General features: G+C 63.9%; 12 protein-coding genes and 1 other RNA gene. 7 read left to right on the top strand and 6 right to left on the bottom strand.

Features of this window, described 5'->3' with window-relative positions; all coding sequences use genetic code 11:
- Window positions 1-4: 4 nt before the first annotated feature.
- Together ACN50D_RS29775 and ACN50D_RS29770 are read right to left on the bottom strand one after the other, a co-directional pair.
- Window positions 5-1,240 carry an SLC13 family permease gene (locus ACN50D_RS29775; protein ID WP_007735459.1) on the bottom strand — a complete coding sequence of 412 codons (1,236 nt, stop codon included), beginning with the start codon at window positions 1,238-1,240 and terminating at the stop codon, window positions 5-7.
- A 28-nt stretch (window positions 1,241-1,268) separates the two neighbouring features.
- A complete protein-coding gene (locus ACN50D_RS29770) occupies window positions 1,269-1,796 on the bottom strand; it encodes a DUF1697 domain-containing protein (protein WP_007735458.1) in 528 nt (175 codons plus the stop codon).
- Between the two features lie 54 nt (window positions 1,797-1,850).
- On the opposite strand from ACN50D_RS29770, the gene rnpB reads away from it, so the two are divergent.
- The 3 genes from rnpB to ACN50D_RS29755 all read left to right on the top strand — a co-directional run bounded on the left by rnpB (window position 1,851) and on the right by ACN50D_RS29755 (window position 4,288).
- An RNA gene (gene rnpB / locus ACN50D_RS29765) (RNase P RNA component class A) lies at window positions 1,851-2,265 on the top strand.
- Window positions 2,266-2,584: 319 nt separating this feature from the next.
- Window positions 2,585-2,770, top strand: coding sequence for a hypothetical protein (locus tag ACN50D_RS29760; protein WP_007735457.1), 186 nt, complete (start codon window positions 2,585-2,587; stop codon window positions 2,768-2,770).
- A gap of 108 nt (window positions 2,771-2,878) precedes the next feature.
- Entirely contained in the window at window positions 2,879-4,288 is a 1,410-nt protein-coding gene (locus ACN50D_RS29755) for an RNB domain-containing ribonuclease (protein ID WP_211921336.1), read from the top strand.
- 4 nt (window positions 4,289-4,292) lie between these two features.
- Here ACN50D_RS29755 and pip read toward each other — a convergent pair whose 3' ends face one another.
- From pip to panB, 3 genes are read right to left on the bottom strand one after another with little or no spacing between them, the layout of a single operon-like run.
- A complete protein-coding gene (gene pip, locus ACN50D_RS29750) occupies window positions 4,293-5,276 on the bottom strand; it encodes a prolyl aminopeptidase (RefSeq protein ID WP_209908935.1) in 984 nt (327 codons plus the stop codon).
- Window positions 5,276-5,713, bottom strand: a complete 438-nt coding sequence (locus ACN50D_RS29745) for a hypothetical protein (RefSeq protein WP_007735455.1) — start codon at window positions 5,711-5,713, stop codon at window positions 5,276-5,278. Before ACN50D_RS29745 ends, pip begins: the two co-directional genes overlap by 1 nt.
- 51 nt (window positions 5,714-5,764) lie before the next feature.
- Entirely contained in the window at window positions 5,765-6,634 is an 870-nt protein-coding gene (panB, locus tag ACN50D_RS29740; protein ID WP_007735454.1) for a 3-methyl-2-oxobutanoate hydroxymethyltransferase, read from the bottom strand.
- A gap of 207 nt (window positions 6,635-6,841) precedes the next feature.
- Here panB and ACN50D_RS29735 point away from each other — a divergent pair, with 207 nt between their 5' ends.
- From ACN50D_RS29735 to ACN50D_RS29725, 3 genes are all read left to right on the top strand, one after another.
- Entirely contained in the window at window positions 6,842-8,413 is a 1,572-nt protein-coding gene (locus ACN50D_RS29735) for an alpha/beta hydrolase (RefSeq protein WP_007735453.1), read from the top strand.
- Between the two features lie 107 nt (window positions 8,414-8,520).
- On the top strand, window positions 8,521-9,861 hold the full coding sequence (locus tag ACN50D_RS29730) for a glutamine synthetase family protein (RefSeq protein ID WP_003941637.1): 1,341 nt from the start codon (window positions 8,521-8,523) through the stop codon (window positions 9,859-9,861).
- On the top strand, window positions 9,858-12,872 hold the full coding sequence (locus ACN50D_RS29725; protein WP_030537556.1) for a bifunctional [glutamine synthetase] adenylyltransferase/[glutamine synthetase]-adenylyl-L-tyrosine phosphorylase: 3,015 nt from the start codon (window positions 9,858-9,860) through the stop codon (window positions 12,870-12,872). Before ACN50D_RS29730 ends, ACN50D_RS29725 begins: the two co-directional genes overlap by 4 nt.
- 9 nt (window positions 12,873-12,881) lie before the next feature.
- Here the strand turns inward: ACN50D_RS29725 and ACN50D_RS29720 are convergent, their stop codons facing one another.
- On the bottom strand, window positions 12,882-13,742 hold the full coding sequence (locus tag ACN50D_RS29720; protein ID WP_065352609.1) for a spermidine synthase: 861 nt from the start codon (window positions 13,740-13,742) through the stop codon (window positions 12,882-12,884).
- Between the two features lie 166 nt (window positions 13,743-13,908).
- Between ACN50D_RS29720 and ACN50D_RS29715 the strand changes: the two genes are divergently transcribed.
- Window positions 13,909-15,036 (top strand): NDMA-dependent alcohol dehydrogenase, encoded by a 1,128-nt coding sequence (locus ACN50D_RS29715; RefSeq protein WP_003941634.1) that lies wholly within the window; start codon window positions 13,909-13,911, stop codon window positions 15,034-15,036.
- The last annotated feature ends 98 nt before the right edge of the window (window positions 15,037-15,134 follow it).

The following is a 15,134-nucleotide window of genomic DNA, read 5'->3' as shown; positions in this document are numbered from 1 at the left end:
CTGATCAGATCACCAACCACAGGGCACTCACGGCGGCGAGCAATGTCAGTGGCGTCGTGATGACCCCGAGCAGAGTGAATGTCGCCAGCGTGGGCGGTGCGCCCGCGCTGGTGGCGACTCGTCGCCAGAGCATCGTTGCCAGTGAGCCCACGTAGGTGAGGTTGGGGCCGAGGTTGACGCCGATCAACATCGCAAGCACCAGCGCTGGAGGTGCCGCCGTTCCGAGCGCTGCGATCATCAGCAAGGTTGCCGGCAGGTTGTTGACGAGATTGGACGCAACCGCCGCTACCGCGGCGACAAAGAGCAGTGAGCCGTAGCTGGTGTCGCCTGGCAGGATCTGCGCAATCCATTCGCCCACCGGCCCGTTCGCGACTCCGGCGACGATGATTCCGAGAACCAGGACGAACGCGCAGAACCAGAGGTCGGCAGCGTAGAGCATCTTGGCGGCGGTCGTACGGTGCCGAGCCAGAGCGATCGCTCCCAGGACACTCGCACCCACCACCGCGATCCAGGCGGGCTCGATCCCGAAGAAACCCGAAACCGCGAAACCGAGCAGCGTCATTCCGATCACCGTCAGCGGCAGAATCGGCGCAGGCGCAGATCTGGCTGCCACCGGCGGTTCGGCGCTGTCGCCCCGCGCGAGTTCCGAACGGAAGAACAGTCGAAAAATCAGGTACTCGACAGCGATCGTCACAACCCACGGCAACGCCATCAACGCGGTGAAGTGCAAGAACGTCAAACCTGTTGCAGCAAACGCGATGAGGTTGGTCAGATTGGACACCGGCAGCAGGGTCGACGCCGAATTCGACAGGTGCGCACTGGCATAGGAATGCGGCCGGGGACTTGCTCCGATGGATCGTGCGGCCGCGATCACCGCGGGTGTCAGCAGCACGACGGTGGCGTCGAGGCTCAGGACCGCCGTGGTCAGGGCGGCGGCGCCGAACACATAGATCAGCAACCGGTGTGGATCGGCGAGGGATTTTTGCTGCAGGATCTGGCTGACCCAGCGAAAGACGCCGAGAGCATCGGCGGCATGAGCGAGAACCAGCACGGCAACCAGGAAGACGACGGTGGGTGCCATGCTCGCCAGTTCGTCGCGGGCTTCGTCGAGAGTTACGACGCCGGTCAGGAGAACGACGACAGCTGCCGGCCCGGCGATGACGATCTCGGGAAGCCCGCGTGGACGCACTATCGCGAAGACGAGGACGAGGGCGACGAGCAGGATCGGTAGAAGAGTCACGCGATGGTGCTCCGTGTCGGGGCGAGCGTCATTTGAGCAGTTTGTAGAGCGTGTTCAGGTTTCGGGTTGTGGTGAACGCCTTGAACTTCGGTTTTCCGGTGTTCCTGCCGAACGCGCTCTTGACGGTCTGCCCCTTCTCGACCTCCCAGTACAGGACTCCGTCGCCTGCCGCCACACGCTCGACCGAGGCATCGAGTTGCGCTGCTGCAGTGCTCAATTCCTCCAGGATTTCCGGCTCGGAGGCAACCATCGCATAAGCATGCCAACCCTCGCGTTCGCGCTCGAACGGGTAGTTGTCCACGATCGCCTGCAGTGTCGGAAGGTCGAGGACGAACACCCAAGCCTCGTAGCCGAACTCGCGGGCAAGGGCGGATTCGATCTGTTTCTTCAGCGTCGGGATGTCGGTGCTCGGACTGTCGAACAGAACGTTGCCTGAGGCCAACACGGTTTTCACCCCTTGGAATCCGAGGTCACCGAAGACTCTCGCCAGGTCCGCCATCTTGATGTTGATGCCGCCCACGTTGATACCGCGTAGCAGGGCCACGTACCGAGTCATACGGTGACCATAGTGCCGGCCACCGACAGGCGCCCGGTAGCATACGGGGGCGGACGAGTTGGCCGGGCGGCCGCGGCTTCTGGAACCAGCGCGTATCGCGCACAGGCCTGGGGCCGAGGAAAGTCCGGACTCCACAGAGCAGGGCGGTTGTTAACGGCAACCCGAGGCAACTCGCGGGACAGTGCCACAGAAAACAGACCGCCTGCCTTTCGAGGCAGGTAAGGGTGAAACGGTGCGGTAAGAGCGCACCAGCACCTCGGGTGACCGGGGTGGCTAGGTAAACCCCGCCCGGAGCAAGGTTGAAGGTCGCATCGCTCGCGGTGCGGCTGCGCAGGTGTTCGAGGGCTGCTCGCCCGAGCCTGCGGGTGAACCGCTCGAGGCACCCGGCGACGGTGTGCCCAGATGGATGGTCGCCACTCGGCACTTCGGTGCCGCAGGACAGGATCCGGCTTACACGCCGACTCGTCCGCCCGCGATCTGCACAGTGAGAAAAAGAAGACCCCCACCGGATCGGTGGGGGTCTTCTTTGTTCGAAAAGCTGTCAGACAGGCTTGATGACCAGCAGCGTAGCCCAGTACGTTGCCGCGTCATGGCCCATGAGCGGGAGGAGGTAATCGTAAAGAATTGCGGACATGCGCACTCCATTTTCTGTTCGTAGCTTGTGTTGGGCATTCAAGCAGAACTCACCGTTCGAATGTCCGGTTCTCACCTGCCAGGCCAAGTAGAAAGAATATCAGTCTCACAGCGATCTACAAGCTTCTATCTCACTCTGATGTCACACTGTGGATATGACTGATGAAGATCGACTCTGGTACTTCGACGTGTCCGACGGTTCCGTCACGCAGGGAAAGGGTGCGTCCTCGCTGACGAGGATGGGGCCGTACCCTGATCGGGACTCTGCCGAGCATGCATTGAAGATCGCTGCCGAACGCAACAAAGCCGCCGATCGGGCAGACGAAGACTGGAACAACTGAGCCTTGGAATAACTGAGCCTTGGAACAGTCGGGACTCGAACAACTGGGACCGGTACTGCTGCTACACCGGCCCGAACCGATCATGGAGGATGCGTGCCCGCAAGTCGAATGATGGTGCAGGGAATCGACTTCGGAGTGGTTCGGGCGGAGTTCGACTTGCCAGGAGCATTCTCGGCTGCGGCGCAGGCCGAGGCCGAGAATGCCGTGGATCGTTTCGGTGCCGGGCGTGTCGACGAAACGGGTATCGCCTTCGTGACCATCGACCCTCCCGGATCGATGGACCTCGACCAGGCAGTGCACATCGAGAAGATCTCGACCGGGTACGTCGTGCACTACGCGATCGCCGACGTCGCGGCGGTGGTGACGCCGGGTGGCGCTCTCGACATCGAAACCCGCAAGCGGGGCCAAACCTTCTATCTCCCGGACGGTTCCGTCCCGCTGCATCCCCGAGCGTTGTCGGAGGGATCGGCGAGTCTGCTGCCGGACGTGGTTCGTCCCGCCGCGCTGTGGCGGATCGAACTCGACGCGCAGGCCGAGCCGACGTCGTGGCAGGTGAGACGCGCTCTGGTGAAATCGGTGGCACGTCTGGACTATTCGACCGTGCAGCGCGATGCCGACGCGGGAACCTTGCATCCGTCCATCGCCGCACTACCGGAGTTCGGACGATTGCGCAGTGTCTCGGCGGTTGCCAGGGGTGCCATCGAGCTGAAACTGCCCGAGCAGTCAGTGGTTCGGGATCAGCCGGAGGACGAGTCCTCGGCTCGCTGGCGGATCGAACTGGAGCCACGCACCGAAGCGGACGACTGGAACGCAGAAGTGTCGCTGCTGACCGGGATGTGTGCCGGCCGCATGATGATCGACGCAGGTATCGGGTTGCTTCGCACGCTGCCACCGGCCGAGGAGTCCGCGGTTCGGACCTTGCGGAGAACTGCAGTGGCGCTGGGTATCACGTGGCCGGAGGGGCAAAGCGTCGGGCAGATTCTTGCCGGACTCGATTCCAACGAGCCGTCGACTATGGCGCTGATGTCGGTTGCGCCGTCGTTGCTGCGCGGGGCAGACTACGCGGCCTTCGACGGCCGACTACCGGAGTTGACGGTGCATGCGGGGATCGGAGCGCCCTACGCTCACGTGACTGCTCCGCTGCGCCGGCTGTCCGATCGTTTCAGCACCGAGGTGTGTCTGGCGATCACAGCTGGTACGCCGGTACCGGAATGGGCGCGCACTGCACTTCCCGAGCTGCCCGACATCATGAGTGGGTCCGACTCGCTGGCGAACAAGGTCGACCGTGCGTGCATCGATCTGACCGAGTCCACGCTGCTCGACGGCCGGGTCGGCGAGGTCTTCGACGCAGTGGTGATGCGCGCCAAGGACGGAAAGCGCTCGGCGGAAGTGTTTGTCCCGTCGGTCGTCGTGATTGCGAAATGCGTCGGAACGCCCGACGACGGTGAGCGCGCAAAGGTGCGACTCACCGCCGTCGACACCGTCAAACGGACGGTGGAGTTCACGTTCCCGGCGTAGCGAGCTACCGGTAAGAATCGGTGGCTTCCACCAAGTGATGTGCGATGCCGGGCTCCATCGCGGAGTGTCCGGCGTCGTCGACGATCACGAGCTTGGATTCGGGCCACGCCTTGTGCAGCGCCCACGCGCTGGTGGCGGGGCAGACGACGTCGTAGCGGCCCTGGACGATCGTCCCCGGAATGCCGTGCAGTGCGGAGCTTTTGCGTAGGAGCTGACCCTCGTCGAAGAATCCGCCGTTGACGAAGTAGTGGTTCTCGATACGGGCGAAAGCCAAGGCGAATCGGGTCTCGGAGTTCTGTTCGATCTTGTCCGCCTGTGGGTACAGGTAGCTCGTCGATCCTTCCCAGGCCGACCAGGCGATCGCTGCCCGGGCTGCGACGTCGGGGTCTTCGGAATGGAGCAGTTGGTGATAGACCGCGACGAGGTCTTCGCCGCGCTGCGCCTCGGGTACCGGTTCGAGGAATTTGTCCCAGCGCTCCGGGAAGATGTTTCCCGCGCCGCCATTGTAGTACCAGTCGATCTCGCTACGACGCAGGAGGAAGATCCCGCGCAGGACCAGCTCAGTGACGCGCGTAGGAAACGTTTCGGCGTAGGCGATGGACAGCGTGGAACCCCAGGACCCGCCGAAAACCATCCACTTGTCGATCGAAAGATGTCCGCGCAGGGCTTCGATGTCGGCCAGCAGCTTGTCCGTCGTGTTCACCGACAGGTCGGCGCCGTCGGCAACGTGAGGGGTGGACCGCCCGCAGCCGCGCTGGTCGAGTAGAACGATGCGGTATGCGGCCGGATCGAAGAACTGGCGTACCGCCGGTTGCGCACCACCGCCGGGGCCACCGTGCAGGAACACCACCGGCTTGCCGTCCGGATTTCCGCTGACTTCCCAGTACATGCTCTGGCCGTCACCGACATCGAGGAAGCCGGTGACGAAAGGCTCGATCGGGGGATACAGACTCCGGAGAGTCGACGGCTGCGCGGAAGTGTCGGTCATCAGAAGCCCACCAGGCCGGAGGCGAGATCGGGGATCTCGAGTGCGGAAATCGCGCCGCTCCGGACGTCGGGGCACGCGGCTGAGGTTGCCGCGTCGATGCTTTCGCGGTTCTGAGCGAGATCGAGCAGGTTGATGCCGTTCTGCGTCGCCCACGTGATGACGATCGTGTTCAGTCCGCCCTTGCCGAGCGTCGGGGTGACGGTCCGCCAGTTCTGCAGCTGCCCTTCCATATCCGAGCACAACTGCTGGACTTGAGCGTCGGTGAACGTCGAACCGGACGCGGTTGTTGCCGGCGCCGTCGTGGTGGAACTCGCGGGCGTAGTGCTGCTGGGCGCGGGAGAGTTGGTGGACCCTCCCGCGCATCCGCTCAGCACCGTGACGAGAGCTGCCGCGCCGACTACAGCTGCGGCAGTAGAACTTCGACGGTTACCGATCATTGAACGCACCCCTGGCTGGTTGAGAGACAGGCGGCGTTCGCCGGTCTCGGATCAGAAACTGTGTTCTGCGGCCGGGAAAGCGCCAGTGCGAACTTCTGATGCATAGGCTGCGGCTGCGGAACGCAGTTCGTCACCGACGTTACCGAAACGCTTGACGAACTTGGCTGTCTTACCACTCGTGTAACCCGCCATGTCCTGCCAGACGAGTACCTGAGCGTCGCATTCGGAACCGGCCCCGATGCCGACGGTGGGGATGGTGAGTTTGCGGCTGACCTGGCCCGCAATCTCGGCCGGAACCATTTCCATGACGACGGAGAACGCCCCGGCTTCCTGGACTGCAATGGCGTCCGCCACAAGTTGCTCGGCCGCGTCGCCACGACCCTGGACGCGGAATCCGCCGAGCGAGTTCACGCTCTGCGGGGTGAATCCGACGTGAGCCATGACGGGGATGCCGGCCGAGGTGATAGCCGCGATCTGCTTACTCATCCGCTCACCGCCCTCGAGTTTGACGGCGTGCGCGAGGCCTTCCTTCATGAACCGTGTCGCAGTCGCAAGGGCCTGCTCGGCGGAACCCTCGTAGGTGCCGAAGGGGAGGTCGGCGACGACGAGTGCGTGCGGCGCGCCGCGAACCACGCCACGCACGAGCGGGAGCAGTTCGTCGACGGTGATCGGCACGGTGGTGTCGTAGCCGTAGACGACGTTGGCGGCAGAGTCGCCGACGAGCAGCACCGGGATGCCTGCGTCTTCGAAGATGCGTGCCGTGGAGTAGTCGTAAGCGGTGAGCATCGACCAGCGTTCGCCGTTCTGCTTCATCTCGGCGAGGTGGTGAATGCGCGTCTTACGCTTCGGTGCATCGGTAGAGCTTGCAGTGGGTACAGAAACTGCACTGGGTACAGAACCGTAGAGAGGTGTTTCGGACATCGTTGTCCCTTTCTGGCCTCGAGGCCCTGAGCGTTGATCGCCTTCGGGTCCCCGGGTGTGGGTGATGACGTGTTCAGTCTGCCACCGGACATCGCCGACACGAATAGTTGACGGGGTGCAATGGGTCACATCACCGCGCGCGTATCAGGTAGGTGCCGAGACGAGGCGAACCGCTGGCTATCGCGGTTTCCTGGCACCATCGATGGCATGTCGAAGTTCGTTCGCCTCTCCGGTGCCCTCGCCGGAAGCGCAGCAGTGCTCGTGTTGGTTGTCGGTTGCACCAGTTCGGAAGGCACGCCCGAATCAGTGGAACCTGCTGGTTCTGCCGCGTCCGCGGTGCCGTCCGGCCTCGAGAAATTCTACGAGCAGACGCTCGACTGGGGTTCGTGCGACCAATTTGTCGAAGAAGGAACTGCGCCGCTGGGGCGTGGGATCGACTGCGCCGAGGTGAGCGTTCCCGTCGACTACGCGAATCCGAACGGCGACACCGCGAAGGTGGTGATCTCGCGTTCGAAGGCAACCGGCGACCGCATCGGCTCACTGTTGCTGAACCCCGGCGGGCCGGGTGGGTCCGGGCTGTCGATGGCGACCTCGGGTTCGGGCACCGAATTGCAGGAACGTTTCGACATGATCGGCTTCGATCCGCGGGGGATCGGGGCGTCGACCCCGCAGGTTCGGTGTTTGACGCCGGAGGAGACCGACGCGGAGCGTGCGGAGGTCAACGTCGACATGACGCCGGAGGGCATCGCTCTCGCCGAGGCGGACAGCAAGGACTACGCCGCCAAGTGCGCTGAGCGGACCGGTACGGAGTTCCTCGCTCATGTCGGTACCTACGAGGTGGTGCGAGATATGGACGTCATTCGGGGCGTTCTCGGCGATCCGAAGATGAACTACCTCGGGTTCTCGTACGGGACCCGGCTCGGATCCACGTACGCGGAAACCTTTCCGCAGAACGTCCGAGCGATGGTCCTCGACGGCGCGCTCGACCCCGAGCAGGATCCGGTCGACGAAGTGGTCTTGCAGGGGCAGGGCTTCCAAGGCGCGTTCGACGCCTTTGTCGCCGACTGTGTCTCGCGAACGGATTGCCCGCTGGGTGATGATCCGGCGCAGGCGCAGGCACGCTTTCAGGCACTCGTCGATCCGTTGATCGAGAAGCCGGCACAGACCACCGATCCGCGCGGGCTGAGTTATTCCGACGCGATCACGGGCGTGCAGCAAGCTCTGTACTCGCCACAGTTGTGGACGCCGCTGCGTGGGGGTCTGTCGAGTCTGGCCGACGGACGCGGCGACTCGCTGCTCAATCTCGCCGACATGTACGAAGGCCGTGAGGATGACGGCAGCTACTCCAACATCAACGACGCGTTCAACGCCATTCGCTGCGTGGACGATCCGGCAACCACCGACCGCGCCGAGGCCGGCGAATCCGACACTCGGTACCGCGAGGCGGCGCCGTTCCTCGACGACGGCCGCGGGACGGGTCAAGCGCCGCTCGACCTGTGCGCGTTCTGGCCCGTTCCGGCTACCGGCAGCCCTCACGCGCTCGACCCCCAGGCACTCGCTGACGCCGGTCTGCCGCAGCTGGTCGTCGTGTCCACGACGCAGGATCCGGCGACCCCGTATCAGGCGGGAGTGGATCTCGCGAAGCAGTTGGGCGCTGCTCTGATCACGTTCGACGGAACCCAACACACGGTGGTTCTGGACGGAAACTCCTGCGTCGACGATGCCGTCGTCGACTACTTCGTTTACTTGAAGGCTCCGGAAGAGGGTCTGACATGTTAGCCGGCGCGGCGCCGTACGCTGCGCCTATTCGATGGTGACCAATCACTCTGTTAACCGGGACCACTGATGTAACACAGATTTAACGTGGCTTGCTTAGTCTCGCGTGCATGGATCGCCAAAAAGAATTCGTGCTTCGTACCCTGGAAGAGCGCGACATTCGGTTTGTCCGCTTGTGGTTCACCGATGTTCTCGGGTACCTCAAATCGGTGGCGATCGCCCCCGCCGAACTCGAAGGCGCCTTCGAGGAGGGAATCGGATTCGACGGTTCCGCCATCGAGGGATTCTCACGAGTCTCCGAAGCCGACACCGTCGCTCGGCCCGACGCCTCGACATTCCAGATCCTGCCGTGGGCGCACAAGGACGGTGCGCAGCATTCCGCTCGCATGTTCTGCGACATCACGATGCCCGACGGTTCGCCGTCGTGGGCCGATCCGCGCCACGTACTGCGTCGCCAGCTGAGCAAGGCCAGCGACTTGGGCTTCAGCTGCTACGTCCACCCGGAAATCGAGTTCTTCCTTCTGGAGAACGGCCCGATCGACGGCACTCCACCGATCCCGGCCGACTCGGGCGGATACTTCGACCAGGCCGTGCACGATTCGGCTCCGAATTTCCGCCGCCACGCCATCGACGCACTCGAGTCGATGGGCATCTCGGTCGAGTTCAGCCACCACGAGGCCGCGCCGGGTCAGCAGGAGATCGATCTGCGCTACGCCGACGCACTCTCGATGGCCGACAACGTGATGACGTTTCGGTACGTCGTCAAGGAGGTCGCGATCGGTGAAGGCGTCCGGGCGAGCTTCATGCCCAAGCCGTTCAGCGATCAGGCCGGCTCCGCGATGCACACCCACATGAGCCTGTTCGAGGGCGACACCAACGCCTTCCACAATCCGGACGATCCGATGCAGCTCTCCGAGACCGGCAAGGCGTTCATCGCCGGCATCCTCGAGCACGCCAACGAGATCAGTGCGGTCACGAACCAGTGGGTCAACTCGTACAAGCGACTCGTCCACGGGGGAGAGGCACCCACTGCTGCGTCGTGGGGCCCGTCCAACCGATCGGCTCTCATTCGCGTCCCGATGTACACGCCCAACAAGGCGTCCTCGCGCCGCGTCGAGATCCGTAGCCCAGACTCGGCCTGCAACCCGTACCTGACTTTCGCGGTCCTGCTTGCTGCCGGTCTTCGCGGCATCGAGAAGGGCTACACCTTGCCGCCCGAGGCAGAAGACGACGTGTGGTCGTTGACCTCCGCCGAGCGCCGCGCCATGGGTTACAAGGAACTGCCGAGCAACTTGGACAGCGCTCTGCGCGAGATGGAGAAGTCGGAGCTCGTGGCCGAAGCACTCGGCGAGCACGTCTTCGATTTCTTCCTGCGCAACAAGCGTCGTGAGTGGGAGGAATACCGCAGCCACGTGACGCCGTTCGAGCTCAAGACCTACCTCGGTCTGTGACGGTGAAACCGCCCGCTGCGAGATCAGCAGTTCCAGGACCGGGTCGACTCGGGCTGGTCGAGCCCACCGCTGCCGACGAGTTGCGTCAGCTCGGTTGGGTCGACGCCGAGAGCATCGAACTCTTGTGGTCGCTGTCGCGTGCCGCGAACGCCGACCTCGCTCTGCGCACCCTTGTGCGGATCAAGGACGGGCTCGGCGACGGGTGGCGCGAACTCGATCAGGTCCTGCGCAAGGACAAGAGCCTGCGCGGCCGTTTGTTCGCACTGGTGGGTGCGTCGTCGGCCTTCGGCGACCACCTGGCCGCGGATCCGATCGGCTGGAAACTGCTCGACGGCACCGCTCTGCCGACCAAGGACGAGGCGACTGCAGCGTTGCTCGAGGTCGTGGGTGCAACTGTCGACGAGGGTGCCACCGAAGGTTCATTGACCTACCGCGCCACGGTAACCGGGCCGGAAGCTGTTGTTGCTCTGCGTAAGAGCTACAAGGACCAGTTGATGCTGCTGGCTGCGGCTGATCTTGCGGCGACCGTCGAGAACGAACCCGTAGTTCCGTATCAGACTGTGGGGCACCAGCTTTCCGATCTGGCCGACGCCGCGCTGACCGCTGCACTTGCGGTGGCCATCGCAACGGTGTGTCCCGAGGGCAGCTGTCCGATCCGGCTCGCCGTGATCGCCATGGGCAAATGTGGTGCGCGCGAGCTGAACTACGTCTCCGACGTCGACGTGGTGTTCGTCGCCGAACCGGCCGATGCGACGGCCAGTCGCGTTGCCGGTGAGATGATGCGTATCGGTACCTCCGCATTCTTCGAGGTCGATGCTGCGCTGCGGCCCGAAGGCAAGCGCGGAGAATTGGTTCGCTCCCTCGAATCCCACATCACGTACTACAAGCGCTGGGCCAAGACCTGGGAGTTCCAGGCACTGCTCAAGGCTCGTCCGATGACCGGCGACATGGAGCTCGGTCGCCAGTACTCCGAGGCGATGAGCCCGATGGTGTGGATCGCCTCCGAGCGCGAGGACTTCGTCCCCGAAGTCCAGGCCATGCGTCGACGCGTCGAGGAAATGGTTCCCCCCGAACTGCGTGAGCGCGAACTCAAACTCGGCCGCGGAAGTTTGCGCGACGTCGAATTCGCCGTCCAACTCCTGCAATTGGTGCACGGGCGCGCTGACAGTTCGTTGCATGTCCAGAGCACCGTCGATGCACTGACTGCATTGGCGGCGGGTGGATACGTCGGCCGCGACGACGCCGCCAACCTGACTGCGTCGTACGAATTCCTGCGTCTGCTCGAGCACCGTCTGCAGTTACAGAAGCTCAAGCGCACACACACCCTGCCGCCGCCGGACGACGAGGAAGCGCTGCGTTGGCTGGCCCGCGCCGCGCACATGCGACCCGACGGTCGTCTGGATTCCCTGGGAGTCCTGCGCGCCGAGATCAAGCGGAATTCGCATCGGATTCGCCGCCTGCACGCCAAGTTGTTCTACCGCCCGCTTCTCGAATCGGTGGCGCGGATGGACAAGGAAGCACTGGTCCTGGGGCCAGAAGCCGCGGTTCGCCAGTTGGCCGCTCTCGGTTACACGGCACCCGAGCATGCTCTCGGGCATCTGACTGCACTGACGAGTGGCGCTTCACGCAAGGGTCGCATTCAAGCGCTCCTGTTGCCGACTCTGCTCGAATCACTCGCGGACACACCGGATCCCGATGCCGGTCTGCTCGCTTACCGCAGGCTCTCGGACGCGCTCGTCGACCAGACGTGGTTCCTGCGCCTGCTCCGCGACGAGGCTGCGGTGGCCGAGCGTCTGATGACCGTGCTGGGCTCGTCGGCGTACCTACCCGACCTGCTCATCAAGGCTCCCGACGTGATTCGCTTGTTCGCGGATTCGCCGAGTGGACCGCGCCTGGTCGAGCCGAAGCCCGAGGACGTCGCTCGCGGAATCCTCACCGCCTCCGGCCGACACAGTGATCCCAATCGTGCTGTTGCTGCGGCCCGCTCGCTGCGGCGACACGAACTTGCGCGAATCGCGTCGGCCGACATCCTCGGCATGCTCGATGTTCCTGCAGTCTGCAAGGCGCTGTCCTCGGTGTGGGCCGCGGTGCTCAATGCATCGCTCTCCGCGGTGATCAAGGCCAGCGTCACCGAACTCGGGACCGAGGCGCCGGCCAGTTTCTCCGTCATCGGCATGGGCCGACTCGGCGGCGGCGAACTCGGCTACGGATCCGATGCGGACGTTCTGTTCGTGTGCGAACCCCGCGAGGGCGTCGACGAGACCGTTGCGGTCAAGTGGGCCAACAGCATTGCCGACAAGGTGCGCAAGCTTCTCGGGGCACCGAGTACAGATCCACCGCTCGAGGTCGACACCGGACTGCGCCCGGAAGGTCGCAACGGACCGATGGTACGAACCCTGGAGTCTTACGACGCGTACTACGCGAAGTGGGCTCAGGCGTGGGAGATTCAAGCACTCCTTCGTGCGCACCCGGTGGCCGGTGATCCTGAATTGGGACTGCGGTTCCTGCACATGATCGACAAGACCCGCTACCCCGAAGGCGGCGTCAGTGACGCGGCGGTGCGCGAGATCCGGCGCATCAAGGCGCGAGTCGATTCCGAAAGGCTTCCTCGCGGAGCCGATCCGGCGACGCACACCAAACTGGGTCGCGGCGGCTTGGCCGACATCGAGTGGACTGTGCAATTGCTGCAGCTGCGCCACGCCGACAAGATCGAGTCGCTGCACAACACGTCGACGCTGGAGACTCTCGACGCCATCGGCGCCGCGGAACTGCTCAGCGAAGGTGACGTCGAACTGCTGCGTGACGCCTGGATCACCGCGACGAAGGCACGCAACTGCCTCGTTCTGGTGCGGGGGAAGCCGACCGATCAGCTTCCCGGCCCGGGCCGTGTTCTCGCGGCGGTGGCGCAGGTCGCTGGATACGGCGACGACGCAGGGGAATTCCTCGACAATTACCTGCGCATCACGCGTCGGGCAAAAGCAGTGGTGGAGAGGGTCTTCGGCGGGGAGTAGCGTTTTTGCTCAGTCTTGGCGAACCGGCGCATTCGCGGCGAACTTGCGGACTTCGGCGTCCTGCCACACGTGGGCGGGAACTCCGCCGCCGAGTAGCTCGCGCGCGAGCGCGGGTTGCCCGCCGATCGGTACGTCGCTGCCCGCGATGATCATGTTGCCGTAGCGGCGGCCCTTGAGCATCGCGGGATCGGCGATGATCGCCATGCGTTCGAACTGTGCGCCGATGGTTGCGGCCTCGCTGCGCGCGCCCTGGAGATCCGGGGTGTCGCCGCAGTTGACGATGTAGATGCCGCCCGGTGCGAGCACGCGTCGTACGTGGGTGGTGAATTGCGCCGTCGTCAGTGGTGTCGGAGTTGTGCTGCCGGCGAAGACATCTCGAATCACGATGTCCCGGGTGGACTCGGTGAGAGTTTCGGTGACGGCGCGGGCTTCTCCGACGCGGATGCGCAGAAGAGGCGCGCGCGGGAGGTCGAACCAATCGCGTACGAGTTCCGCCAGAGCACCGTCGATTTCGACCACCACCTGACGCGCGTCAGGGTACGTGGCGGCGAAGTATCTGGCCATGGAGCAGGCGCCACCGCCGAGATGAAGCACCCGCAGGCGCTCGGCCTTGTCACGTTCGGAATCGACCAGATGAGCGATCCACCGCATGTACTCGAAATCGAGCACCGTGGGATCCGCGACGTTCACGTGGGAACTGGGCACTCCGTTGATCTGGATGATCCAGCTGTCGTCGGAGTACTGATCGCGGACTAGTTCGCACGTCCCGGTATCGATCGGAAAAGTGCCGGCGACGGGACCGGACTCGCCTCGCTCGGGAGTACTGCTGCGAGTTCTGGTCTTGCGAGTTCCCTTGGCCACTGTGTCCATGTTAGCCGTGCGCCTTTTTGGTAGTGCCCACTACCAAAAAGGCACACGGACCGACGGTATTCTCGGGCTACTTCAGGCACACTCGTACATGGAGTGTGATCGGCGACACAAATGCCGGCGCGTTCTTTCGTCGTCCGTGCATCACGAAGAATTTCGAGGAGTGCAGGTGAAGGTCAAGGCAGCGGTAGTCAAGGCGCCAGGTCAGGCGTGGGAGATCGAAGAGGTCGAGCTGGGGGACCCGGTCTCGGGTGAGGTGCAGGTCCGACTCGCCGCATCGGGGCTGTGCCATTCGGACGAACATTTGCGTACGGGCGCCAGCCCGCTGCCCTTCTACCCGGCCCTGGGCGGGCACGAAGGCGCCGGAGTGGTGACGAAGGTCGGACCGGGTGTCGCGAGCGTCGAAGAAGGCGACCACGTGGTTCTCGCCTTCATCCCGGCGTGCGGACGTTGTCCGTCTTGCGCGAAGGGTCTGCAGAACATCTGCGACGAGGGAGCCGGCCTGTTGACCGGGCAGGCGATCTCCGACAAGACGTACCGCGTCACCCTCGACGACGAGCCGGTCATCCAGATGTGCCTGCTCGGAACATTTTCGCCGTACGTGACCGTCAACGAGGCGTCGGTGATCAAGATCGAGAAGGACATCCCGCTCGACAAGGCGGCCTTGCTCGGCTGCGGTGTTGCCACCGGTTGGGGATCGGCCACCGCGATCGGTGGAGCCAAGGTCGGCGACACGGTGGTGGTCGTCGGCGTCGGCGGCGTCGGAATCAACTCGGTGCAGGGTGCGGCGTCCGCCGGAGCACGATTTGTGATCGCGATCGATCCCGTCGAGTTCAAGCGCGACAAGGCAAAGGAATTCGGCGCCACACACACTTTTGCCTCCCTCGAGGAAGCGCTACCGGTGATCGGCGAGATCACCTGGGGCAAGATGGCCGACGTCACCGTGATCACCGTGGGCGAGATTCACGGCGACATCATTCAGCCCGCGCTCAGCGCGACGGGCAAGGGTGGCCAGGTCGTGGTCGTCGGAATGGGGCATTACGCAGATTCGCAGGTGACGCTCAGCCTCTTCGAGCTGACCCTTCTGCAGAAGCGTTTGCAGGGAGCCATCTTCGGCGGGGTAGGGCCACGGTCCCAGATTCCCAAGTTGCTCGATCACTACCGAAGCGGCGCACTCAAACTCGACGAGTTGGTGACCAAGACTTACAAGCTCGAGGAGATCAACGAGGGGTACGCCGACATGCTCGAAGGAAAGAATCTGCGCGGGATGATCGTCTACACGGAGGACGATTACTGATCGTTTCCCTTTGACTGAAGGCTCCGGCCCGGCACGACGCTTCGTGGTGTCGGGCCGGAGTCTTCTGCCCCCACGCACATTTCTGTCGATCGATGAGT

The organism is Rhodococcus sp. SB1D, from assembly GCF_048573875.1.
GTDB classification, from domain to species: Bacteria; Actinomycetota; Actinomycetes; order Mycobacteriales; family Mycobacteriaceae; genus Rhodococcus_F; species Rhodococcus_F qingshengii.
Note: the sequence above shows the minus strand (reverse complement) of the source record. Positions and strands in the feature narration are given on the sequence as shown.

Coding starts and splice junctions, on each gene's coding strand:
- ACN50D_RS29770 (WP_007735458.1), bottom strand. CDS start 1,796: ATGACTCGGTACGTGGCCCTGCTACGCGGTATCAACGTGGGCGGCATC.
- ACN50D_RS29760 (WP_007735457.1), top strand. CDS start 2,585: ATGACTGATGAAGATCGACTCTGGTACTTCGACGTGTCCGACGGTTCC.
- ACN50D_RS29755 (WP_211921336.1), top strand. CDS start 2,879: ATGATGGTGCAGGGAATCGACTTCGGAGTGGTTCGGGCGGAGTTCGAC.
- pip (WP_209908935.1), bottom strand. CDS start 5,276: ATGACCGACACTTCCGCGCAGCCGTCGACTCTCCGGAGTCTGTATCCC.
- ACN50D_RS29745 (WP_007735455.1), bottom strand. CDS start 5,713: ATGATCGGTAACCGTCGAAGTTCTACTGCCGCAGCTGTAGTCGGCGCG.
- panB (WP_007735454.1), bottom strand. CDS start 6,634: ATGTCCGAAACACCTCTCTACGGTTCTGTACCCAGTGCAGTTTCTGTA.
- ACN50D_RS29735 (WP_007735453.1), top strand. CDS start 6,842: ATGTCGAAGTTCGTTCGCCTCTCCGGTGCCCTCGCCGGAAGCGCAGCA.
- ACN50D_RS29730 (WP_003941637.1), top strand. CDS start 8,521: ATGGATCGCCAAAAAGAATTCGTGCTTCGTACCCTGGAAGAGCGCGAC.
- ACN50D_RS29720 (WP_065352609.1), bottom strand. CDS start 13,742: ATGGACACAGTGGCCAAGGGAACTCGCAAGACCAGAACTCGCAGCAGT.